Raw genomic sequence first — 22,027 nt, forward strand, 5'->3', positions numbered from 1 at the left:
TACACTTCCCCCATGCAAACCGAATATCTGCTCATTGGCGGCCTTCTATTGGCCGTGCTCATCCTGCAGCTGGTCGCCCTGCTGCGCCGCCCGCCGCATGACCGCCTGGAACAGGCGGTGCGCGAGGAGGCGCGGGCCGGGCGCAGCGAGCTGCGCGAACAGCTCGATGGCTTCGCCCGCGCGCTGACCGATCTGTCCACCCGCACCGACCAGCGCCTGGACCTGCTGCGCGAAGCGCTGGGCGAAGATGCCCGAAAGGCGCGCGCCGAAGCGGCCGAGAGCCAGCAGCGGGGCGCGGCGTTGATGGGACAGCGGCTGCAGGAACTGCGCGGCCAGCTGGAGACCTTCGGCCAGCAGCAGGAAGCCCGCATCCATGCCTTTGGCCAGCAGCTGCAGGAGCTCACCGGGCGTACCGATACCCAGCTCGGCGCGCTGCGGCAGACCCTGGTGGACGATGCACGCAAGGGCCGCGAGGAGGGCGCGCAGTCGCAGCAGCGCCTGACCGAAAGCCTGGGCCTGCGCCTGCAGGAACTGACCCAACGCAACGAGCAGCGCATCGCCGAGATGCGCACGACGCTGGAAGAACAGCTGCGCGCGCTGCAGAGCGACAATGCGCAGAAGCTGGAACAGATGCGCGTGACGGTGGATGAGAAGTTGCAGTCGACGCTGGAAACACGCCTGGGCCAGTCCTTCAAACTGGTCTCGGAGCGCCTGGAACAGGTGCAGCGCGGCCTTGGCGAGATGCAGCAGCTGGCCACCGGCGTGGGCGACCTCAAGCGCGTGCTGACCAACGTCAAGACGCGCGGCAGCTGGGGTGAAGTACAGCTGGAGAACATCCTCGAGCAGACCCTGATCCAGGAGCAGTATGCGCGCGGGGTGAAGGTACGCCCGGATAGTGGCGAGATGGTCGATATCGCCGTGCGCCTGCCGGGCCGCAGCAGCGATGACACGCCGGTGTGGCTGCCGATCGACTCCAAGTTCCCTCGCGAAGACTACGAGCGCCTGCTGGACGCACAGGAGCAGGGCGACGCCGAACTGGTACGCGTGCAGGGTGCGCAGCTGGAGCGTGCGGTGAAGGTGCAGGCCAAGTCGATCTGCGAGAAGTACATCGTGCCGCCGCACACCACCGACTTCGCAGTGATGTTCCTGCCCACCGAAGGCCTGTATGCCGAGGTGATCCGGCGCCCCGGCCTGGTCGATCTGCTGCAGCGTGACCACCGCGTGGTGGTCGCCGGGCCGACCACGATCACCGCGCTACTCAACAGCCTGCAGATGGGTTTCCGCACACTGGCCATCGAGAAGCGCTCCAGCGAGGTATGGAGCCTGCTGGGTGCGGTGAAGACCGAATTCGGCAAGTTCGGCGATGTGCTGGACAACGTGAAGGCCAAGCTGGACCAGGCCAGCAAGCAGATCGACCAGACCGGGGTGCGCACCCGCGCGATCGCCCGCAAGCTGAGGGATGTCGAGTCGCTGCCGGTTGAGCAGAGCCGCCAGTTGCTGCCGGACGCGCTGCCAGCAGAGGAAGGCAGTGACGGCGACGAGGCCTGAGCCACGCTGACACGCCGCCTGCATCGCCGATGCGTATGCTGGCGGCCTGTCCGCTTCGATCAGGTATCGTCATGCGCCTGCGCCGCTTCACCAGCCTTGTCCTGACCGCGCTGCTTGCCGCCTGCAGCAGCGCACCACCGGCCGCCGATACGGCGGCGGCACCTGCCGCAGCCACCAGCCCCGAAGCGGCCGAAGCGTACCGCGAAGCGCGCGACGTCGACTGCCAGGCAGCCGGCGGCACCCTGCAGCGGCTTGGCCGGCTGCAGCGCGAGCAGTGCGTGATTCCCTATGCCGACGCCGGCAAGGCCTGCAGCCGCAGGAGTGACTGCACCGGCCAGTGCCTGGCCACGGGCGAAGTGGCCGTCGGCAGTGCCGCCACCGGTACCTGCCAGCGCGACGTGCGCCAGAATTTCGGCTGCCGCCAGCGCATTGATGACGGCAAGGCGCAGGGCACGATCTGCGTGGACTGATCGTAGTGCCGGCCGCTGGCCGGCATCCTCATGAACCCTTGCGAACGATCGCACCTTTGCCGGCCAGCGGCCGGCACTACCGGCATCGCGCGGCGCTATGCTGGTGGGCCATTCCCCGCTGTTGCCGGAGCCCCCGCGTGAGCACCCCGATCCAGGACATTTCCCTCACCACCATCGACGGCCAGCCGTCCTCGCTTGCCGACTACCAGGGCAAGGTGCTGCTGCTGGTCAACGTCGCTTCCAAGTGCGGCCTGACCCCGCAGTACGAAGGCCTGCAGGCGCTGTATGCGGAAAAGCACGCGCAGGGCCTGGAAGTACTGGGCTTCCCCGCCAACAACTTCCTCGGCCAGGAGCCGGGCAGCGAGGCCGAGATCCAGCAGTTCTGCCAGCTTACCTACGACGTCAGCTTCCCGATGTTCTCCAAGATCAGCGTGGCCGGTGACGACACCCATCCGCTGTACCAGCAGCTGACCGCCGCCCAGCCGCAGTCGATCGGCGAAGGCCCGCTGCGTGAGCGCCTGGCCAGCAAGGAGATCCCGATCCACGCTGCGCCGGCGGTGCTGTGGAACTTCGAGAAGTTCCTGGTCGGCCGCGACGGCCAGGTCATCGCGCGCTTTGCCCCGGACGTGGCTGCCGATGACGCGCGCCTGCGCGAGGCCATCGAGGCCGCGCTGGCTGCCTGAGGAGCGCGTGCCCACCAAGGTGGCACCTACCGGAAAAGCACCTTGCTGGAAAAGAAAAACCCCGCCGAGGCGGGGTTTTTCATGCATCGATGCGCGGCTTCAGTGGGTCCACTGCGGCATCGGCATCGCATCGACCGGGATCGGCGAATTGGCATCATCGTGGCCGCGGTCGCGCTTGCTGCGCAGATCGTTCTCGATCTGGTAGTTGCGCCGCTGCATCCAGGCATCGCGTACCAGCGAGTATTCGTCCACGGCGGTGTCACGCAGATCGTCGATCGCCAGCAGCTGCGCACGGGTGTCGACCAGCTGCAGGCCCTGCAGGCCGATGCGGATCTTGTCCTCTTCGATGCGGCGAATCGGCGACAACGGGATGTCACCGGCCAGGCCGAACACATCGCGCACGGTACGCGGACCGAAGAACGGCAGTTCCACGTAGCGCGAACGCCGCCAGCCCCAGGCGCCGAGGGTCTGGCCGAAGTCTTCATTGCGACGCGGCACCATCGCCTTGCTGGCCGGATCGAACAGGCCACCGATGCCCAGCGTGCTGTTCATCAGGAAGCGGCCGAGGGTGTCCCACGCGTCGGCTCCGCGGCCCTGCAGCAGCTGGTTGGTGATGGTCACCGGCGCGCGCAGGTTGCTGAAGAAGTTGCTGACGCCGGTACGCGCGAAGCGCGGCACCACATGGGTATAGGCGGTGGCCAGCGGGCGGGCCACCCCGCGGTCGACCGCATTGTTGAACGCGTGGACCTTGCGGTTGAACGGTTCCCACGGATCGTAGGCGGCAGCACTGCCGGTGTTGCCGGTGCCACCATACAGGGCGTCGAAATCATCGTCGCCATCGGCGGCGGTGGACGCTGCGGTCTTCGGTGTGCCGTCCTCTGCACCCTGTGCCGCAGCCGTCGGCGACGACGCGGCGGGTGCCGGAGGGGGGGCCACGGGAGCGACCGGAGCAGCGTCGACCACGCCGGTATCGGCCGTTGCGGCGGGTGCTTCGGCAGCCGGGCTGGGCGCGACCATGGTGCTGGCGACCGGAGCGTCGTTGCGCGCGGGCTTGCCGGCACAGGCGGTCAGGGCGGTGGCCAGGACGATCAGGGGGAAAGTGCGTACGACGTTCATGTCAGCTCGCAGCAGAAGTAGCGTTGAAATCCAGGTCGGGCGACAGCCGGTAGGCTGCGCTCAGCTCGTTGTAACCGGCTGGCGCGCCGGAAATGGCCAGCGTATGGCCGGCCTTGCGTGCACGGGCCGCCAGTTCGGCCAGCAGGGCCAGGCCGGCGCTGTCCACGCGCTCGACCTCGCCCAGCTCCAGCCGCGCCAGCTTGGCCGGCAGGGCCTGCAGTTGCGGCCACAGCGCGATCACCGCGGCACGGTCGAGCACCCCGCGCAGGCGCAGGGCGTCGCCTTCCAGCAGCGCCAGGGCGTTACTTGCCATTGCCCGCGGGCCCGGCCTGCATGCTGCCGCTGTGCAGTTCACTGGCCACCTGCTTGATGCCCTTCTGGCGCAGCGGGGTATCGAACTGGTTGCGGAAGGTCTGCACGTAGGAGATGCCTTCGATGTTGACGTCGAAGATCTTCCACTGGCCGTTCACGTTGCGCATCCAGTACTCGACCGGGGTCGGTTCGCTGCCGGCCCGCACCAGTTCGGTGCTCACGCGCACGCCGCGGTTGCCTGGCAGCGGGCTCTCACCCTTCAGGCGGAAGCTCGGCTTGCCCTGGATGTTGAGCAGGGTCGAACCGTAGCGCTGCATCAGGCTGTCGGCCATGGCATCGGCGAACAGCTTGATGTCGGCATCCGAGGCGCCGCGGGCGTGCGTGCCCAGTACCAGGCGCGCGGCGTAGTCGCGATCGAAGGTGCGGTTCAGTTCGCTGTCGATGTAGCTGCGCAGGCTGGCCGGGTTGCTGCTGAACTCGCTGCGGCGCTGCTGCAGGGTGGTGAGGATGCGCGTACTCGCATCGATCACCACCTTGCCGGCCTGGCCCTGCGTCGCGGCTGCGGCGGGGGCGGCGGCCTGGGCCTGGGCGAGGAACGGCGTGGCCAGCAGCAGCGTCGAGGCAAGCAGGGCCGGGATCAGTTTCATCTTCATGGTTGCGGTTCCGTTGCAGGCGCCTGTGCGCCATCGTTGGGCTTCTGGCCTGCGCCACCACCGGCGCCGCCACTGAACATGTACTTGCCGACCAGCTGGATCAGGTCGACTGCTGGCTGGGTGAAGACGATCTCGTCACCGGCCTTGAGCACGTCCGGGTCACCGCCCGGCTGCAGACCGATATAGCTCTCGCCCAGCAAACCACTGGTGAAGATACCGGCCGAGGTGTCCGCCGGCAGGTCCTTGACCTTGCTGTCCATGCGCAGGGTCACGATGGATTCGAACTTCACCGGATCCAGGTCGATCGAGGCGACCTGGCCGACAGTGACGCCACCGATCTTCACCGGCGCCTGCTTGCGCAGCTGGCCGACCTGGGAGAAGCGCGCCTTCAGCTCGTAGCCCTGGCTGCCCCAGCTCCAGCGCTGGTTGGTCGAGGCCACGGCCAGCACCATCAGCGAGGCCAGGGCCAGCAGCAGGAAGGCGCCGACGGAGAATTCGAGTCTGGGACCGCGGATGGCCATGTGGATTACCTGATCGAGTCGTGGTGGCCGCGCGCGCCTGCGCACCGCCGTGGAGGGGGTTAGGTGAACAACATTGCCGACAGCACGAAGTTGAACATCAGCACCAGCAGCGAGGCATTGACCACCGCACGGGTGGTCGCCACCGAGGTGCCCTCGATGGTCGGCTCAGCATGGAAACCAACGTAGGCGGCGACCAGCGCGGCGGTGCCGCCGAAGATCGCCGACTTCAGCATCGCCACGCCGAAGTCATCCCAGAAATCGACACTGTTGCGCAGTGCCGACCAGAACACGCCATTGTCCAGGCCCAGCACGTGCACCGCTTCGAAGTAGCTGGCGCTGATCGCCAGCGAGCAGAAGATGCCGGTCAGCAGCGGCACGGTCAGCACCGCCGCCCAGAAGCGTGGCGCGACAGCCTTGGCCACCGGGTCGATCGCCATCAGTTCCAACGCCTTGATCTGGTCGGTGGCACGCATCAGGCCCAGTTCGGCGGCAATCGAACTGCCGGCGCGGCCGATGAACAGCAGCGCGGTCAGCACCGGCGCCAGCTCGCGGTACAGCGACAGGCCGAGCAGGGTCGACAGCGCGTCGGCCGCACCGAAGGTGGTCAGCGTGCGATAGCCCTGCAGGGTCAGCACCAGGCCGACGAAGGCACCACCGACGGCGATGATCGGCAGCGAGCGCGCGCCGATCTTGTAGATCTCGCGGGTCAGCTCGGCCAGGAAGTCACCGGTCGGCAGCGAACCACGCAGCACGGTCAGCGAGAACAGGCCGGCGCGGCCCAGCGAGCGGGTGGCTTGGACGAACGGCATCAGGCGACCCTCGCGCGCGGCGCGGCATCGAACGGAATGGGGCCATCGGGCTGGCCGTGCAGGAACTGCCGCAGCAGCGGATCCTGGCTGGACTGCAGCGCCTCGGGCGTGCCCTGGAACACGATGCCGCCATTGGCAATGGCGATCACCTGGTCGCAGATCGGCAGGGTCTCGTGCACGTGGTGGCTGACGATGATGCTGGTCAGGCCCAGGCTGTGGTTGAGGCGCTGGATCAGGCTCATGATCACCCCCGAGGCGATCGGGTCCAGACCGGTCAGCGGCTCGTCGTAGATCATCAGCGGCGGGTCCAGCGCCAGCGCGCGGGCCAGCGCCACGCGGCGCGCCATGCCACCGGACAGCTCGCGCGGCCAGGCATCGGCCGCGGCCAGCAGGCCCACCGCATGCAGCTTCATTTCCACCAGCCGGCGCAGCACGGCGGTCGGCAGGCGGGTATGCGTACGCAGCGGCAGCGCGACGTTTTCGGCCACAGTGAGGTCGGTCAGCAGGCCATTGCCCTGCAGCAGCACACCCACGCTCTTGCGCATCTCCAGCAGTGCGCCGCTGTCATGCGGAATCGGCTTGCCGAACAGGGTGACTTCGCCGGCGACCGGGCGCAGTTCGCCGGTCAGTGCCGCCAGCAGGGTCGACTTGCCGCTGCCGGATGGACCCAGCACCGCGGTGATGCTGCCCTTCGGCACCTGCAGCGACACGTCGCGCAGGATCGTGCGCCCGCTCCGGTCGATGCGGACGTTGGATAACTGCACCAGACTGGAGGTGGAAGCCGACATGGGCACCATTAACGTTTTTTAGACATCGAAGGATCGGGTCCGTCGGCTGAACATAAGCAGACTGGACGGTCCAGTATTGTGGCACGGCAAGACCCTTGCCAGGCCGGGACAATCGGCTGGCTGCCCGGAACAATCCGTACTGGCGATGGGCCGGCCATTGAATACTGCCTGCCGTGCTGCACACTGTGCATGATGAGTGACCCGGGCAGCGATTTCCGCCTCTACCATTCCAACTCCCTGGACGTGCTGGCCGCGCTGCTGGCGCGCAACATGCGTGCGCCGGTTCCGGGCCAGCCATTGCTGGCGCCGGAGGTTGTGCTGATCCCGCAGGTGGCGATGCGGCGTTGGCTGCAAGCGACACTCGCTGCCGAGTATGGCGTGGCCGCCAATCTTGAGTTCCTGACCCCGGGTGAGTTTGTCGCCCGTGCCCTCAACGCCAATGTTCCGGGGGAACGCGATGACCTGGACGCTGCGGGCCTGCACTGGAAGCTGTACCGGGCACTGCGCGACCCGGCGCTGCTGGCGCAGCCTCCGATGCGCGCGCTGCAGTCCTATCTTGCCGGCAGCGACGCGCTGAAGCCGTGGGCGCTGGCCGGTGAACTGGCCTCGGTGTTCGAGAAGTACCAGGCCTGGCGCCGTGACTGGCTGCTGCGATGGGCCGCCGGCGCCGATCCGGCCGACCCGCAGGCGATCCTGTGGCGCACGATCACCCATGGCTGCGACTACCGTGCGCGCCGTATCCAGGAATATCTGGACCGCTTCGAAGGTGCCGGCCAGCCGTTGCCACAGGGCCTGCCGCCGCGCATGTCCGCGTTCGCGACGCTCAACATCTCGCCCGACGTGCTGCGGGTGATGGCCACCCAGGCACGGGTGGGCGAGCTGCACTTCTATATGCCCACGCCGGTGCAGTCGTACTGGGGCGACCTGCAGACCCTGGCCGAGCGCCTGCGCAGCGGCGCGCCCGATCCCTTCGGTGAAGCGGCCGGTGAGAACCGCCTGCTCGAAGCCTGGGGTGCGGCCGGGCGCGACTTCATGGCGGTGCTGGGTAGTTACGAGGTGGTGCACCCGGCAGGCGAAATTGCAGCGTATTCGGATCCGGAAGACGACACCCGGCCGACCCTGGACGAAGGCGGCCTGTCCGACAGCCTGCTGCATCGCCTGCAGCGCGATCTGTTCCACCGCCGCGCGCTGCCTTCGGGGCAGCTGCGAGACGGCCTGCGCCGCGACGACCCGAGCCTGCAGGTGCATGCCTGCCATACCCGCCTGCGCGAGCTGCAGGTCCTGCACGACCAGCTGCGCAGCCTGCTGCAGGACCCACGCTTCGATCCGCCGTTGCAGGCGCGCGAGATCGCGGTGCTGGCGCCGGACATCGACCCCTACGTGCCGTACCTGGAAGCGGTGTTCGGCGGTCGCGGCGGCGAGGAGGAGCACATTCCCTATGCGCTGGCCGACAGCAGTCCGCTGGCGGGCGAGCCGCTGGCCGATGTGTTCGTGCACCTGCTGGGCCTGCCCGTTTCGCGCTTTGGCCTGAATGAAGTGCTGGACCTGCTGGCCAGCGCGCCGCTGGCCGAAGCGGCCGGGTTGGAGGCGGTGGACTTCGACCGCCTGCATGGCTGGCTGCAGCAGGCGGGTGCACGTTGGGGCCTGGATGCGAAGCACCGCAACCAGCACCAGGCACCGGCCGACGACGCCTACACCTGGCAGTTCGCGCTGGACCGCCTGGTGCTCGGTCACGCGACCGGCAGCGAGGCCGACCTGGCCGGTGTCGCACCGTGGATCGAGCTGGAGGGTGGCGCATTGGAGGCGCTGGACCGGCTGCTGCGCCTGTTGCGCGTGCTGGCGGTCTACCAGCGCCGCCTCGGCGAACTGCTGACGCCGGCGCAGTGGCGGCAACGCCTGCTGTCGCTGCTGGACGCGCTGCTGCCGACCGCGCCCAGTTCGCCCAACAGCCAGCGTGCGCTGGAGCGCCTGCGCAAGCTGCTCAACCAGTTCGCCGACGATGCCGCCAAGGCCGGTTTCGAAGACGGCGTGCCGCCGGAGGTCGTGCGCGCGCACTTCGCCAGCGCACTGGGCGAGGCCGATACGCGCGCGCCGCTGCTGACCGGTGGCATCAGCTTCGGCCGCATGGTGCCGATGCGCCTGCTGCCGTTCCGGGTGATCTGCGTGCTCGGTCTCAATGATGGCGATTTCCCGCGCCGTGACCCGGCTGCCGGTCTCAACCAGCTCACTGCCGAGCTGGACACGCCGCGCCGCCGACCGGGCGACCGCTCCACCCGCGAAGACGACCGCTTCCTGTTCCTGCAGCTGTTCGCCGCCGCGCAGGAGGTGTTCTACCTGAGCTATCTCGGTGCCGATCCGCGCGATGGCAGCGTGCGTGAGCCGTCGGTGCTGGTCAGTGAGCTGATCGATGCCGCCGCTGCGTATCACCTTGATCCGACTGCGGCGGTCCGTGACTTCACCGTGCGCCACGCACTGCAGCCGTTCTCGCCGGCGGCGTTCGGTGATGGCGATCCACGCCGCTTCAGCTATCGCCGCCAGTGGCATCCGGCCGCCGGTCGCCTTACCGGCGAGCGTGGCGGCCTGCAGCCCTGGTTCGACGCACCGTTGCCGCCGCCGCTCGACGATGCGGTGGAAGACGAGGTCGCACTCGATACCCTGCGCCGCTTCCTGTGCGACCCGGCCGGGCAGTTCCTGGCGCAGTCGCTGGGCCTGCGCCTGGCCGACGATGTCGAGGAGGTCGATGACCTGGAGCCGCTGGTGCTCTCTTCGCGCGGCCCGGAAAAGCGCAGCGTGCAGGCGGCGGTGGTGCGCGCCACGCTCAGTGGCGATACCGAGTCGTTGTATCCGCGGCTGCGCGCGCGCGGGCTGCTGCCGTCGGGCCCTCTGGGCGAACGCCAGTTCGAGGTGGAGCAAGTGAAGACCCGCCCGTATGCCAGCGCATTGCTGGGCTGGATGCAGGGCGAACCGCTGGAAAGCCGCCGCTATGAAGTGGAGATCGATGGCGTGCGCCTGCACGGCCGCGTGGCTGATCGTCATCCCGAAGGCCTCGTGCGCCTGCGCGCTGGCACCCTCAATGGCAATGCGGTGATCCGCCAGGGCCTGGACTGGCTGCTGGCCAACGCTGCCGGCGATGCGTTGCCGCTGGTGCAGTTCCACGATGGCGGCGATGCCGGTCCCGGCCCGCATGTGCTGCCGGCACTGAGCGTTCCCGCTGCACGCGCCGCGCTGCGCGCACTGCTGCAGCTGCGCCAACGTGGCCTGCGTGAGCCGCTGCGCTTTGCCCCGTATACCGGCTGGGTGCTGTACAACGCGCCGGCGGAAAAACAGCGCAGCGAAGGCTGGAAGCAGTGGCACGGCAGCGACCGCAGCTGGGGGGAATCCAGCAGCGACGCCTGGCAGCTGGTGCTGCGCGGTGCCGACCCGTTCGCCACCGACGCCGGCTATGCCGACCTGCTGCGCAACAGCCAGGTGGTCTTCAGCGCGGTGCGCGAAGGCCGCACGCTGGGTGCCGACGCCGGCCTGGAGGGCAGCGCATGAGCACCGCCTTCGCGGATGAGGAAACCCAGCGCATGGCGGGCGATCCCTACCTGGCCCTGGCGCTGGATGGCATCCGGCTGATCGAGGCCAGCGCCGGTACCGGCAAGACCTTCACCCTGGCCACGCTGTTCACCCGCCTGGTGGTGGAGCAGGGCCTGCGCATAGGCCAGATCCTGGCGGTGACCTTCACCGATGCCGCCACCCAGGAACTGCGCAAGCGCATCCGCGAGCGCCTGGCGCTGGCCGCACGCCTGGTCGATCTGGAACCGGCCGAGGGTGAAGCACCGGACGTGCAATTGACCCGCGACGTGCTGCAGCGCCATCTGCACGGCGGCATCGAGAGCGCCGACGCCTTGAAACGCCGCCTGCAGGTGGCGGCCGACGAGATCGACCTGGCTTCGATCTTCACCATCCACGGTTTCTGTACCCGCGTGCTGCGCGAGCATGCGCTGGAGAGCGGCCATACCTTCGACCCGCCGGAGCTGCTGGCCAGCGACCGTGAGCTGCTGGAGGAGCTGGCAGCCGATCTCTGGCGGGTGAACGCCAACGACGCGGCCACGCTGGAACCGCTGACCTGGCTGTGGCCCAACCCGGATGCGCTGGCCGCCGATCTGCGTGCGCTGCTGGCTGCGCCACCACTGCACCCGTTGCCACAGCCAGTGACGCTGGCCGATCCACACCCGGCATTGCAGGCCACCGCCGCCGAACTGCAGGAGGCGCTGCGCGAGCACGGCGAGCAGTTCTTCATCGACCTCTGCGATGCCGTCGACAACAAGTGGATCAACGGGGTGTCCTACAAGCTGGGCTGGCTGCACCCGCTGGGCCGGCAGCTGCTGGGCTGGGCCGAGCGCGCCGATCCGCGCGAGTTGCTGGCCAGCGAGCGCCTGCCGGCACTGCTGCCGGAGGTGCTGGCCGACAAGACCAACAAGAAATTTGCCGATCGCACGCCGTCGTCGCCGTTGCAGGCGCCGCTGGCGCGCTATGTAGCGTTGCTCGCCGAACGTGATGCCTGGTTGCGCGGCACCGCACTGAACTTCCTGCACCGCCTGCGCGACGAAGCCACGCAGCGCCTGCAGGCACTGAAGCGCACGCGCCGGGTGCAGACCTACGACGACCTGATCGATGGCGTGGCACTGGCCCTGGAAGGCCCGCAGCGGCTGGCACTGGTGAAGCAGCTGCGCGCGCAGTACCGCATCGCGCTGGTCGACGAGTTCCAGGATACCGACGACCGCCAGTGGGGCATCTTCCACAGCGTGTTCGGCGATTCGCCGGAGGTACGCGAACTCGGCCTGGTACCGGCGCTGTTCCTGATCGGCGATCCCAAGCAGGCGATCTATGGGTTCCGTGGCGGCGACATCCACACCTACCTGAAGGCCAAGCAGCTGGCGCAGCAGGCGCCGGTGCTGGACCAGAACTTCCGCTCGCGACCGGCTGTGCTGCGTGCATTGCAGGCGCTGTACGACAACGGTGGCGAAGACGCCTTCCTCGAGCGTGACATCCAGTTCGAGCCGGTGCGTCCCGGTGGCGTGCGCACCGATGAGGACTACCAGCGCGATGGCCATGCCGCCGCGGCACTCACCCTGCGCGTGCTGCGTAGCGGGGGTGACAAGGCGATGAGCGCCGACGCCTCGCGCGAAGCCGCTACCCAGGCCAGCGTGGCCGCGATCCACCAGACCCTGGTCGATGCGAGGACCGGCAAGGCCGTGCTGCGTGGGCGCCCCGTGCAGCCGGGTGATATCGCGGTACTGGTGCGCTCGCATCGCGAGGCCACCCTGATACAGCGCGCGCTGGCCGCGGTCGGCATTCCCGCGGTGGCAGCCGGCAGGCAGAGCCTGTTCGCGACCAGCGAGGCGCGTGATCTGCGCGCGCTGCTGCTGGCACTGCTGCAGCCGGCTGACGAAGGCCGCCTGCGTGCAGCGCTGGCCACGGTACTGCTCGGTCAACGTGCCAGTGCGATCGCCGCGATGGAACGTGAGGGCGACCTGCAACGCGGGTTCCAGGCACAGCTGCTGCATTGGCGCGAGCGCTGGCAGCGCGGCGGGCCGTTCGCGGTGATCGCCGATGTCTGCGCCGCACAGGGCGAGCGCCTGCTGGCGCTGATCGACGGCGAGCGCCGCCTGACCAACTACCTGCAGCTGGGCGAACTGCTGCAGGAAGCCTCGGCGCAGGCGCTGGGCATGCACGGCCTGCTGGACTGGCTGCAGGGGCAGATGGCCAACGCCGACCAGGATGATGAGCAGCAGCTGCTGCGCCTGGAATCGGATGCACGCCGCGTGCAGATCATCACGCTGCACAAGAGCAAGGGCCTGGAGTACCCGCTGGTGTTCCTGCCGTTCGTCGGCATCGACGGCGGCGCACCGAACACGGCCTCGCACTGCACCGTGCACGTCGGTGGCCAGCGCCAGCTGCACTGGAAGCTGGACAAGGACGATGCGTGGGCTGCGGCAAGTACCCAGCGCGAGCGCGAGCAGCGCGCCGAGGATGCGCGCCTGCTGTATGTCGGCCTGACCCGCGCCGAGCATGCGCTGTGGATCGCCGTGGGTGACCTGGCCGGGCTCGGCAAGACCCGCCTGGCGCCGCTGCTGGGTGACCTGCAGGCGCTGCGCGCGCACGCCGATGTGCACATCGATGACAGCGAGGCTCCGGTCGCGCTGCCGCAGCTGGCGGCCGAAGTGGAAGGGGATCTTCCGGCAGTGCGTGCCCTGACCCGGCGCGTACCGCACGATTGGTGGGTGTACAGCTTCACCCAGCTGGCGCATGCCGATGCGGGCGCCGGCAGTGATATCGAGGCCGCCGCCACCGAGCTGCCGGCGCCCGCCGCCGACGAACCCGCGGGCCCGGAACTGCCGCTGGAGCCGGCGCTGCCGGAACCCGCTGCGGCGGCCGAGGAGAGCACACCGGTCGACCCGCGCTTCATGGGTAGTCGCTTCGGCAACGTGCTGCACGAAGCGATGGAGAACGTCGATTTCGCTGCCTGGAGTGACTGGAAGCCGGGTCTGGAAGCCCCTGAGGGCCAGGCCGAGGTGCTGCGCAAGGCGCTGCACGACGAAGGCTATGCCGATGCCGATCTGGACGATGGCGTGGCGGTGCTGGTGCCGCTGGTCGGCCACACGCTGACCGTGCCGCTGCCCGAAGGCGGCGCGCTGCACAGCCTGGGTGAAGGCGAGCGTCGCGCGGAAATCGACTTCCACTTCGCCATCGAACCGACCACGGTACCGGCGCTGCTGCAGGTGCTGCATGCACATGGGGTTTCCAGCACGCGCCGCGGCTTCGGCCAGCGCCGCCGCCTGGAAGGGCTGATGACCGGCATGATCGACCTGACCTACGTGCGCGACGGGCGCTGGTACGTGCTCGACTACAAATCCAACCGCCTGCCCGGCTACAGCCCGGACCTGCTGGCCATTGCCATGCGCCACAGCGAGTACGACCTGCAGGCGCTGATCTATACCGTGGCCCTGCATCGCTGGCTGCGTTTCCGCCTGGGCGCGGCCTACGACTACGAACGCGACATGGGCGGCATCCGCTACCTGTTCTGCCGCGGCCTGGACGCTGCCGGCAACGGCGTGCATGTGGACCGTTTCCCGCTGGCGCTGGTTGATGCACTCGACGCATTGTTCGCCGGTGGAGAGCAGGCCCAGGCCGAACTGGCCGCACGTGCCCGCGGAGCCAGCGCATGAGCCTGCTGCAGGAGCTGTATCGCAACGGCCAGCTGCGCACTCTCGATCACGCACTGGCGACCAGCCTGCAACGCTTGCGGCAGGACACCCCTGACAGCGTGGCACTGGCGGCTGCGCTCGCTTCGCTGGCGGTGTCGCAGGGCCACGCCGGGTTTGATCCGGCACAACCGCAGCGGTTGCTGGAAGGCGTGTCTGAGTGGCCTGCCGCGCAGGACTGGCTGGCACAGCTGCGCGCATCGCCGTGGGTGGCGACGCCGGAGCAGGCCGATGCCATCGCCGACGATGCGCCGCTGGTGCTGGAGAACGGCCTGCTCTACCTGCGCCGCTATCGCGAGTACGAGCGCCAGCTGGCGGCTGGGCTGCAGCGCATCGGCCGGCATCCGCTGCCGGCGCCGGACATGGCAGCGTTGGCGCCGTTGTTCGCGCAGCTGTTCCCGCAGGCACTGGGCGGCGAAGATCACCAGGCACGCGCCGCCGGCGTGACCCTGCGCCATCCGCTGGCACTGGTCACCGGCGGCCCCGGCACCGGCAAGACCACCACCATCGCGCGCCTGTTGCTGCTGCTGGCCGCGCAGGCCCGGCACGCCGGCCAGCCGCTGCCCGAAGTGGCGCTGGCCGCGCCTACCGGTCGCGCCGCCGAACGCATGGCCGAGAGCCTGCGCGTGGCCGTGCAGCGCCTGCAGGAACAAGGACTGGACCCGGCGCTGTGCACGGCGCTGCCCAGTACCGGCACCACCCTGCATCGCCTGCTCGGCGTTATTCCCGATTCACCGCGCTTCCGCCACCACGCCGACAATCCGCTGCCGGTGGACGTGGTGGTGGTCGACGAAGCCTCGATGATCGATCTGCCGATGATGGCCAAGCTGGTCGATGCGATCGCCAGCGGCACCCGGCTGATCCTGCTCGGCGACCCCGATCAGCTGCCGTCGGTCGAGGCCGGCGACGTGCTCAGCGCGATCCTGCGTGCCAGTGGCGATGGCATCGGCACCCGCGCCGACGATGCGCAGGCGCTGCACGGCCTGCTGGCGCCGTGCACCTTGCTGCCGCAGGCCGCGCCACGCGCCTTCGCCGGGCGCCGCGTGCAGCTGCAGCGCGGCTACCGGCAGAGCGATGCGCTGGACCTGGCCCCCTTGGCGCATGCCGTGCGCGAGGGCGACAGCAGCACCGTGCTGCAGCTGCTGCGCAGTGGTGACCTGGCCGGCGTGCATTTCCACGAAGGCGAAGCCGATCCGCTGCGCGGCCAGCGCGAGCACCTGCTGGGCCACTGGCGCGCACTGGCCGACGCCGCCGATCCGGTACGGGCCCTGCAGCAGGCCGGACGCCTGCGCGTGCTGACCGCCCTGCGCGAAGGCCCGCAGGGCGCGCGCGGGCTCAACAGCCGCATCGAACAGCTGCTGGCCGGCAACACCCCCGGCTACTTCCAGGGCCGCCTGCTGCTGGTCACCGAGAACAGCTACCGGCACCGCCTGTTCAATGGCGATATCGGCATCTGCCTGCGTGATGGCAGCGGCGCGATGGTGGCCTGGTTCCCAGGCGACAACGTCGACCAGCCGCGCGCGTTCCATCCGGCCGCACTGCCTGCGCACGAAAGTGCCTTCGCGATGACCGTGCACAAGGCACAGGGATCGGAATTCGACGAGGTGTGGTTGCAGTTGCCACGCCAGGACAGCCGCGTGCTGTCGCGCGAACTGGTCTACACCGGCATGACCCGCGCTCGCCAGGTCCTGCACGTGGCGGGCGGCGCTGACGTGCTGCAGGCCGCCCTGAAGCGCCACGCCAGCCGCCTCGGTGGCCTGGCCTGGCGGTTGGGCGCGGAAGCGGCGGCCGAAGCACCGACGCGCATCGAACAGCCTACGGTGCAGGGCTCGCTGTTCTGACACGGGGTCGGATCCCGTTCCCAACGGGAACGGGCTCTGACCCCCGTCGCCGAGGCACGCATGCTCCGGGTCAGAGCCATCCCTTCCGGAAGGGTCCGACCCTGCGTCATTCAGCGATCAACACCAGCCCATCGGGGAATACGATCGCGGCTTCATCGGCGCTCACGTCGAAGAAGCCCACGCCGTGCTTTTCGGCCAGGTCCTGCACGCGGCCGTGCGCACGCTCGGCCACCGAGTACGCGAACGCACCGTAGATCACCTGACTACCGATGCTGTATTCGGTCACCTCGGCACGTTCGTCGTCGTCGTTGCTCAATGGGCCGTTCAACGGCGGGAATTCCTGCGCCATCTCCGCGAACCACGCCTGCAGTGCCGGACTGCTGACTGCCGGGTCGTCGTACTCGTGGCGCTCGTTCCACTGCGTCTGCTTCTCGAACCAGGCGATGAAGGCCGCCGCCTCGCGCGGGGCCACACCGGCCTCGAACACCATCATGTCGTAACTCATTGAACCGTCCTGTTGCAGCGCCAGGGTCGGATCCCTCTCCGCAGGAGAGGGCTCTGACCCCTGCGCGGAGTCTGTGGACGCACAGGGTATCGCGCTACGGCTGTGCGGCCGCACTCATCGCCCACCCTGGCGCCAATGCCTTTGCTTCGGGGAACAGCGCGAAGCGCAGGCCGATCAGGCCCATCAGTGCTTCATCGCGGGCCTTGCAGGCGGCCACGCTGCCGACCCGGCCCAGCGAGGTATCCAGGCGCTCGCGCAGCGCCTCGGCCGCCACGATCGGCTTGCGCGCGGCGATCTGCCGGCGGTAATGCCCGGCGATCTCCTCAAGAATGTGCTCGACCGCTTCGCGGCTGCGCTCGGGCAGTTCCAGCCGGGCGCGGCGCAGCTGCAGGATGTTCAGTCCAATGCGCGCCTCGTTGAGCATGTCCACCGACGCGATGTCGCTGCCCTCCGGCGTCGCTGCCAGGCGCGGTGCGAGCAGGCCCAGCAGGTCGAGCATGCGCGCGGCGAAGCGCTGGCGGTCCTGTTGGCCACGTCCTTCGGCGGCCTCGGCCAGCGTGGTCCAGCCCTGCCGCACCAGGCGGCGTGCGGTCCACTCGGCACCGACCGAACGGAACAGGCGGGTCATCACCACCGCAAAGCCAATGCCGATGAACATTGCGATCGACGAATTGAGGAAGGTCTGGATGTTGGCGCTGTAGGTGTTCTGCAGGCTCAGCAGCGCCGCCAGATTCACCGTCAGCGGCAGTGCGAACAGCGCGCTCTTCGGATGGTGCAGCATCAGCCCCAGCGGCAGGAACGCCACCGCCAGCACCAGTGCCAGCAGGCCGAAATCGTGCACGGCCGGGAACACACCGAACAGGTACACGCCGGCCACCACCGAGGCGACCATCGCCCACACCAGGAACGACACCATGCTCGGTGCCGGGTCATCCTGTGCGGCGAAGAATGCGGCAGTCACCGCAGCCATCATCGCGCCGTTGCCACCACCTTCCCAGCCCAGCGCGATCCACAGCACGCAGTAGCTCATCAGCGCCACGCCGGCACTGAGCGAGGAGAACAGCGCCATGCCGTAGTCGACGTGCTTGTCGGCGGCCGCGCGTTCGGTGCGGATGCGGTAGTGCGCGCGGTCCAGCGGCGCGGTGCCGTGGTCGATTGCGTGCTGCAGGGTGCGGCAGTCCTGCCACAGGTCCACCAGTTCCTCCAGGCGCAGCAGCAGGCTGGCCAGCTGCAGGTGCTGCAGGTCGCGGTCCACCTGCGGCTTCAGTGCGCTGATGCGCGCGCGCAGGCGGGCGTACTCGCTGGCGTTGGTCGGCCCGTCCAGCCAGTCATGGATATCGTCGACCAGTGCCGGCAGTCCTTCCGGCAGAGCCTGGCCATCGCCGCGCAGCGCACTCAGGCGGTCGGCAATCGACGACAGCACCGGCAACAGCAGCAGCATGCGCTCGCGCAGGCGCTCCATCGACACCGCCGAACCGGCGTGGCGTGGATCATCGCGGCGCAGGAACTCGATCAGCGCCTCGAACTGCACCAGATCGGCGGCCAGCCGGTTGCGTGGCGCATGCGCGCGGCCACGTTCAAGGATCTGCCGGCACCACTGTGCGGCGTCCTCCATCCAGTTGCCGATGCGCGCGCGCAGCATCGGGCGTACCGAGGCCGGGAACAGCAGCGAGGCGAACAGCACCGCCACCACCGTGCCGAGGATGATCTCCTCGCTGCGCGCCACCACCGTGTCGAAGATGGTTTCCGGCGAGGTCACCGCCGGGAAGCCGATGAAGGCGGTGGTATAGCCGGCCAGCAGGAACGCGTAGCCACGCGGTCCGCGGTTGAGCAGGGCCATGAACAGGCAGCCGGCCAGCCAGATCGACATGGCCGCGCTCAGTACCAGCGGCGTCTCCACCAGCGCCGGCAGCACCAGCAGGGTGGCCAGGCCGGCCACCAGGGTGCCGACGATGCGGTACACACCCTTGGCGCGGGTCGGGCCCAGCAGCGGCTGGCTGACGATGTACACCGTGCCCATCGCCCAGTACGGGCGCGACAGGTTGCCGGCCATGGCGATGTACAGCGCGGCCACCGCGGCCAGGTAGGTCTTGATCGAGAACAGCCAGGCCTGGCGGTCGCTGAGCGCGTTCATGGCTTACTTCGCTGCGGTCGAGGCGTTGGGCGCGGCGGCGCTGGCCTGCCAGCCACCACCCAGCACCAGGAACAGGTGGATCTGGTCGCGCGAGACCTGCGCTTCGGCGGCGGCCAGGGTGGCATCGCTGCTGGCCAGGCTGCGGTCGGCATCCAGGCTGGACAGGTACGGCGTGCGGCCGCCCTGGTACAGCCGGCGGTTCTGCCCGGCGGCCAGCGCGGCCTGTTCCTGCGCAGTGCGCAGCGACTGCAGCCGGCGCAGGTCCTGCGCGTAGCGGTCCAGCGCGGTCTGGGTCTCACGCAGCGCCTGCAGCACGGTGTGGTCGAACTCGGCCAGGGCCGCATCGGCACCGGCTTCGGCGGCGTGTATGCGCGCATGCGTGCCCGACGACGGCAGCGTCCACGAGATCAGCGGGCCGATCGACCACTGTTGGGTCATCGGCGTGCCGAAGTCTTCGAGCAGGCCGGCGGCACCGAGCGAGGCACCCAGCCGGATGTCCGGGTACAGCTCGGCGGTGGCGACACCAATCCGCGCCGTGGCCGAGGCCAGCTTGCGCTCGGCCTGGCGCACGTCCGGGCGGCGCTGCAGCAGTGCGCGGCCATCACCGACCGGCAGCGGCTGCGCCAGGCTGGGCGCAGCCGCACAGTCGATCACCCCGGCCGGCAGCTGGCCCGGGGTTTGCCCGAGCAGGGCGGCCAGCGAATAGGCGGCCGCCGAACGCTGCGCGCGCAGCGGCGGCAGTGCGGCTTCCAGCAGCGCCACCTGGGCATTGGCGCGGGCCAGCTCCGGCGGGGTGCCACGGCCAGCCGCGATCAGGCGCTGGGTGACCGTGCGGCTGCGCTGCTGCAACTGCAGGGAATGCTCGGCCACGTGCAGCTCGTGGTTGGCGTGGCAGATTTCCAGGTAGCTGTCGGCCACCTGCGCGACCACGCTGACCTGGGCCAGGTCACGTGCAGCGGCAACCGACTGCTCGTCGGCACGCGCCGCTTCGGCGCCGCGCTTGAGCTTGCCGAACAGGTCGAACTGGTAGCTGACCGCGAACTTGCCATCGGCCAGGTTGATCACCGGCAGCTCGTGCTCCTGCAGGAACGATTCGGCCGACAGCTGCGCGCGGCTGACGCCGGCCTCGGCCTCGTACTCGAAGCCACCGGCGTCCAGCGCCTGCTCGTACACCGCCGCCGCACGACGCAGGTGTGCATCGGCGGCCTTCAGTTCCACGTTGTCACGCAACGCCTGGGTGATCAGGCCGTCCAGCACCGGGTCGTTGTACAGCGACCACCAGCGGTCGGGCAGCGCCTGGTTGGCGGCCACCTGCGGGTTCTGCGTATCGATGAAGGCCGCATTGGCCTGCGGGCGCTTGAACGCCGAGCCTTCCGGCAAGGCGTAGTCCGGGCCGACGGTCCTGCACGCGGCCAGGCTGGCCAGCGCGACGATCAGGCCGAGACGGGGCAGGGCGGCGTTCACAGGCCCGCCTGTGTCGGCGCGGTGCCGGCCTTGTCGTTGTGCGGGTGCTGGGCGGTGTCCACGGTCACCGTGGCGGTGCGCCCGGCGATCAGCTCGACGCCCTTGGGCACCTCGTCGATGGCGATGCGCACCGGGATGCGCTGCGCCAGCCGCACCCAGTCGAAGGCCGGGGTCACGTTCGGCAGCAGGGTGCTGCCATTGCTGCGGTAGCGGTCCTCGATACCGGCGGCGATGCTCTCCACATGGCCGCGCAGCGGGGTCGATTCGCCCATCAGGCGGATGTCCACGCGCTGCCCCGGCGCCACGCCGCGCAGGCGGGTTTCCTCGAAGTAGCCATCAATGCGGAACGAGCCGGTATCCAGCAGCGCCAGCACCGGCTTGCCGGCCACCACGTAGTCGCCCACCCGCATGGTGCGGTCATTGACCCGGCCATCGGCCGGTGCGCGCACCTCGGTGCGGCCCAGGTTGAGCTCGGCCAGGTCGACCGCGGCCTGTGCGGTGGCCAGCGCAGCCTGTGCGGCCTGCAGCTTGGCGCGGCGCACTTCGGCGTCCTCGGCGGCAACCAGGTCCTGCAGGCTGCGGTCACGGCCGATCTCGCGGCGCAGCTGCGCCACCGAGGCCTGGCGCTCGCCCAGGCTGGCGCGGGCCTGCTCCAGCGCAATGCGGTAGCGGGCGCGGTCGACCACGAACAGCAGGTCGCCCTTCTTCACCGCCTGGTTGTCGGCCACGCTCACCGTTTCCACCAGCCCGGACACGTCCGGCGCCACCTGCACCACGTCGGCGCCGACATGAGCATCGCGGGTCCACGGCTCATCCATGTAATAGACCCATAGCTGGCGCAGTACCAGCAGGGCGACGATCACGGCTGCGCTGGTGAGCAGCACCGGCAGGGTCTTCTTCACGATCTTGTTCACGATTGCATCCAACGCAGGAGGTGGAACAGCAGGCCCAGCACGATTCCGTACAGCGCCAGGTTGAACAGCGCCGGGTGCCATACATGGCGATAGGCGCCGGCACGCTGCAGCAGCGCGTGCAGGCCGCTGTTGACCAGGTAGGCCAGCAGCATCAACCCGAGCAGGGTCGGGACGAACACTCCGTGGAGACTGAATTCACCGGGCATCGGTAGGGGCGGGGGCGATGTGGGGGGAGGGGAGGAACAACAAAACAACAGCAACGGGCAAAAGCCGCTGGCGTGTGCACGGCAGCGGCGGTATTCGGGGGCAGCGGTCTTACGTGATGCGGTCGGCAGCCTCGGCCAGCAGGCGCCATGCCTTCAGCACGGCGTGCAGTTCATCCATGGAAAGCTCGCCGAACACATCCTGGCGCAGGCCGATCAACTGGTCTTCCAGCTCGCTGACCAGCGCGTGTCCCGCGTCGGTCAGCCACAGCAGGTTGGCGCGGCGGTCGCTGGCGTCGCTCTCGCGGCGGACCAGGCCGCTGGCGCACAGCTTGTCCAGCAGGCGCACCAGCGAAGGCCCCTCCATGCCCAGTTGCTGGGCCAGCGCGACCTGGCGGATGCCACCACCGGAGCGGCCGATCATCAGCAGCGGCATGGTGCAGGCGGTGGAGATGCCGTAGCTGCCGAGCCGGCTGTCGGCCAGGCGCTGCCACTGCCGCCCTGCGTACAGCAGGCCGGAGCTGAGCTGCATCTGCAGCACGGTGCGCTCGTCGAGGGGTCGGTCCATAAGAGATAGATAGGATACTACTAATTTCATTCCTATCAATGGTTTTTTCTGAATGGGTAGGGTGTAGTGAGGAAAGCGTTGCGCCTGCCTGGTGTCGGGTGGGGCGGCGGGGGCCGGACGTGCAGGACACGCCGTGAACCCATCCTTGGGGGCTCGGCCGCGGCTTGCTCGTGTGCGCGTCCTGCGCACACGGCAAGACCGGCGTTGGGCGTCCTGCCCATCCCGCCCGAGGCATGCCTCGGGCCCAT

The 22,027-nt window shown here is 69.1% G+C and carries 18 protein-coding genes; 6 read left to right on the forward strand and 12 right to left on the reverse strand.

The window, feature by feature from the left end; genetic code table 11:
• Positions 1–12 precede the first annotated feature (12 nt).
• The 3 genes from rmuC to B9Y82_RS20385 all read left to right on the forward strand — a co-directional run bounded on the left by rmuC (position 13) and on the right by B9Y82_RS20385 (position 2,701).
• Positions 13–1,548 (forward strand): DNA recombination protein RmuC, encoded by a 1,536-nt coding sequence (gene rmuC, locus B9Y82_RS20375; RefSeq protein ID WP_049400349.1) that lies wholly within the window; start codon positions 13–15, stop codon positions 1,546–1,548.
• Positions 1,549–1,619: 71 nt separating this feature from the next.
• Entirely contained in the window at positions 1,620–2,018 is a 399-nt protein-coding gene (locus tag B9Y82_RS20380) for a hypothetical protein (RefSeq protein WP_100475123.1), read from the forward strand.
• A 137-nt stretch (positions 2,019–2,155) separates the two neighbouring features.
• Positions 2,156–2,701 (forward strand): glutathione peroxidase, encoded by a 546-nt coding sequence (locus tag B9Y82_RS20385; RefSeq protein ID WP_100475124.1) that lies wholly within the window; start codon positions 2,156–2,158, stop codon positions 2,699–2,701.
• A gap of 99 nt (positions 2,702–2,800) precedes the next feature.
• On the opposite strand, the gene B9Y82_RS20390 is transcribed toward B9Y82_RS20385, so the two are convergent.
• From B9Y82_RS20390 to B9Y82_RS20415, 6 genes are read right to left on the reverse strand one after another with little or no spacing between them, the layout of a single operon-like run.
• Positions 2,801–3,817 carry an MlaA family lipoprotein gene (locus B9Y82_RS20390; protein ID WP_100475125.1) on the reverse strand — a complete coding sequence of 339 codons (1,017 nt, stop codon included), beginning with the start codon at positions 3,815–3,817 and terminating at the stop codon, positions 2,801–2,803.
• 1 nt (position 3,818) lies between these two features.
• Entirely contained in the window at positions 3,819–4,130 is a 312-nt protein-coding gene (locus tag B9Y82_RS20395) for an STAS domain-containing protein (protein WP_100475126.1), read from the reverse strand.
• Positions 4,120–4,782 carry an MlaC/ttg2D family ABC transporter substrate-binding protein gene (locus tag B9Y82_RS20400; RefSeq protein WP_100475127.1) on the reverse strand — a complete coding sequence of 221 codons (663 nt, stop codon included), beginning with the start codon at positions 4,780–4,782 and terminating at the stop codon, positions 4,120–4,122. Before B9Y82_RS20400 ends, B9Y82_RS20395 begins: the two co-directional genes overlap by 11 nt.
• On the reverse strand, positions 4,779–5,303 hold the full coding sequence (gene mlaD / locus B9Y82_RS20405; RefSeq protein WP_014039020.1) for an outer membrane lipid asymmetry maintenance protein MlaD: 525 nt from the start codon (positions 5,301–5,303) through the stop codon (positions 4,779–4,781). Before mlaD ends, B9Y82_RS20400 begins: the two co-directional genes overlap by 4 nt.
• A 59-nt stretch (positions 5,304–5,362) precedes the next feature.
• Positions 5,363–6,112 (reverse strand): MlaE family lipid ABC transporter permease subunit, encoded by a 750-nt coding sequence (locus B9Y82_RS20410; RefSeq protein ID WP_100475128.1) that lies wholly within the window; start codon positions 6,110–6,112, stop codon positions 5,363–5,365.
• Entirely contained in the window at positions 6,112–6,900 is a 789-nt protein-coding gene (locus B9Y82_RS20415; RefSeq protein WP_014039019.1) for an ABC transporter ATP-binding protein, read from the reverse strand. Before B9Y82_RS20415 ends, B9Y82_RS20410 begins: the two co-directional genes overlap by 1 nt.
• A gap of 189 nt (positions 6,901–7,089) precedes the next feature.
• Here B9Y82_RS20415 and recC point away from each other — a divergent pair, with 189 nt between their 5' ends.
• The 3 genes from recC to recD are packed head-to-tail and all read left to right on the forward strand — an operon-like array spanning position 7,090 to position 15,991.
• Positions 7,090–10,437, forward strand: a complete 3,348-nt coding sequence (gene recC / locus B9Y82_RS20420; protein ID WP_100475129.1) for an exodeoxyribonuclease V subunit gamma — start codon at positions 7,090–7,092, stop codon at positions 10,435–10,437.
• On the forward strand, positions 10,434–14,114 hold the full coding sequence (gene recB, locus B9Y82_RS20425; RefSeq protein ID WP_100475130.1) for an exodeoxyribonuclease V subunit beta: 3,681 nt from the start codon (positions 10,434–10,436) through the stop codon (positions 14,112–14,114). Before recC ends, recB begins: the two co-directional genes overlap by 4 nt.
• Positions 14,111–15,991: an exodeoxyribonuclease V subunit alpha gene (gene recD, locus B9Y82_RS20430; protein ID WP_100475131.1), complete on the forward strand. Its 1,881-nt coding sequence runs from the start codon at positions 14,111–14,113 to the stop codon at positions 15,989–15,991. The genes recB and recD overlap by 4 nt, the downstream gene beginning before the upstream one ends.
• Before the next feature lie 106 nt (positions 15,992–16,097).
• Here recD and B9Y82_RS20435 read toward each other — a convergent pair whose 3' ends face one another.
• From B9Y82_RS20435 to B9Y82_RS20460, 6 genes are all read right to left on the reverse strand, one after another.
• Positions 16,098–16,496, reverse strand: a complete 399-nt coding sequence (locus B9Y82_RS20435) for a hypothetical protein (protein ID WP_100475132.1) — start codon at positions 16,494–16,496, stop codon at positions 16,098–16,100.
• Between the two features lie 94 nt (positions 16,497–16,590).
• Positions 16,591–18,630, reverse strand: coding sequence for an FUSC family protein (locus B9Y82_RS20440; RefSeq protein WP_100475133.1), 2,040 nt, complete (start codon positions 18,628–18,630; stop codon positions 16,591–16,593).
• A gap of 3 nt (positions 18,631–18,633) precedes the next feature.
• Positions 18,634–20,094 carry an efflux transporter outer membrane subunit gene (locus B9Y82_RS20445; RefSeq protein ID WP_100475134.1) on the reverse strand — a complete coding sequence of 487 codons (1,461 nt, stop codon included), beginning with the start codon at positions 20,092–20,094 and terminating at the stop codon, positions 18,634–18,636.
• On the reverse strand, positions 20,091–21,008 hold the full coding sequence (locus B9Y82_RS20450) for an efflux RND transporter periplasmic adaptor subunit (RefSeq protein ID WP_162292092.1): 918 nt from the start codon (positions 21,006–21,008) through the stop codon (positions 20,091–20,093). The genes B9Y82_RS20445 and B9Y82_RS20450 overlap by 4 nt, the downstream gene beginning before the upstream one ends.
• Complete coding sequence (locus tag B9Y82_RS20455) at positions 21,005–21,214, reverse strand: DUF1656 domain-containing protein (protein ID WP_010487502.1); 210 nt, start codon at positions 21,212–21,214, stop codon at positions 21,005–21,007. The genes B9Y82_RS20450 and B9Y82_RS20455 overlap by 4 nt, the downstream gene beginning before the upstream one ends.
• A gap of 109 nt (positions 21,215–21,323) precedes the next feature.
• On the reverse strand, positions 21,324–21,779 hold the full coding sequence (locus B9Y82_RS20460) for a MarR family winged helix-turn-helix transcriptional regulator (protein ID WP_087924082.1): 456 nt from the start codon (positions 21,777–21,779) through the stop codon (positions 21,324–21,326).
• Positions 21,780–22,027 lie beyond the last annotated feature (248 nt).

It is taken from the genome of Stenotrophomonas maltophilia (assembly GCF_002799155.1).
Lineage (GTDB): Bacteria > Pseudomonadota > Gammaproteobacteria > Xanthomonadales > Xanthomonadaceae > Stenotrophomonas > Stenotrophomonas maltophilia_R.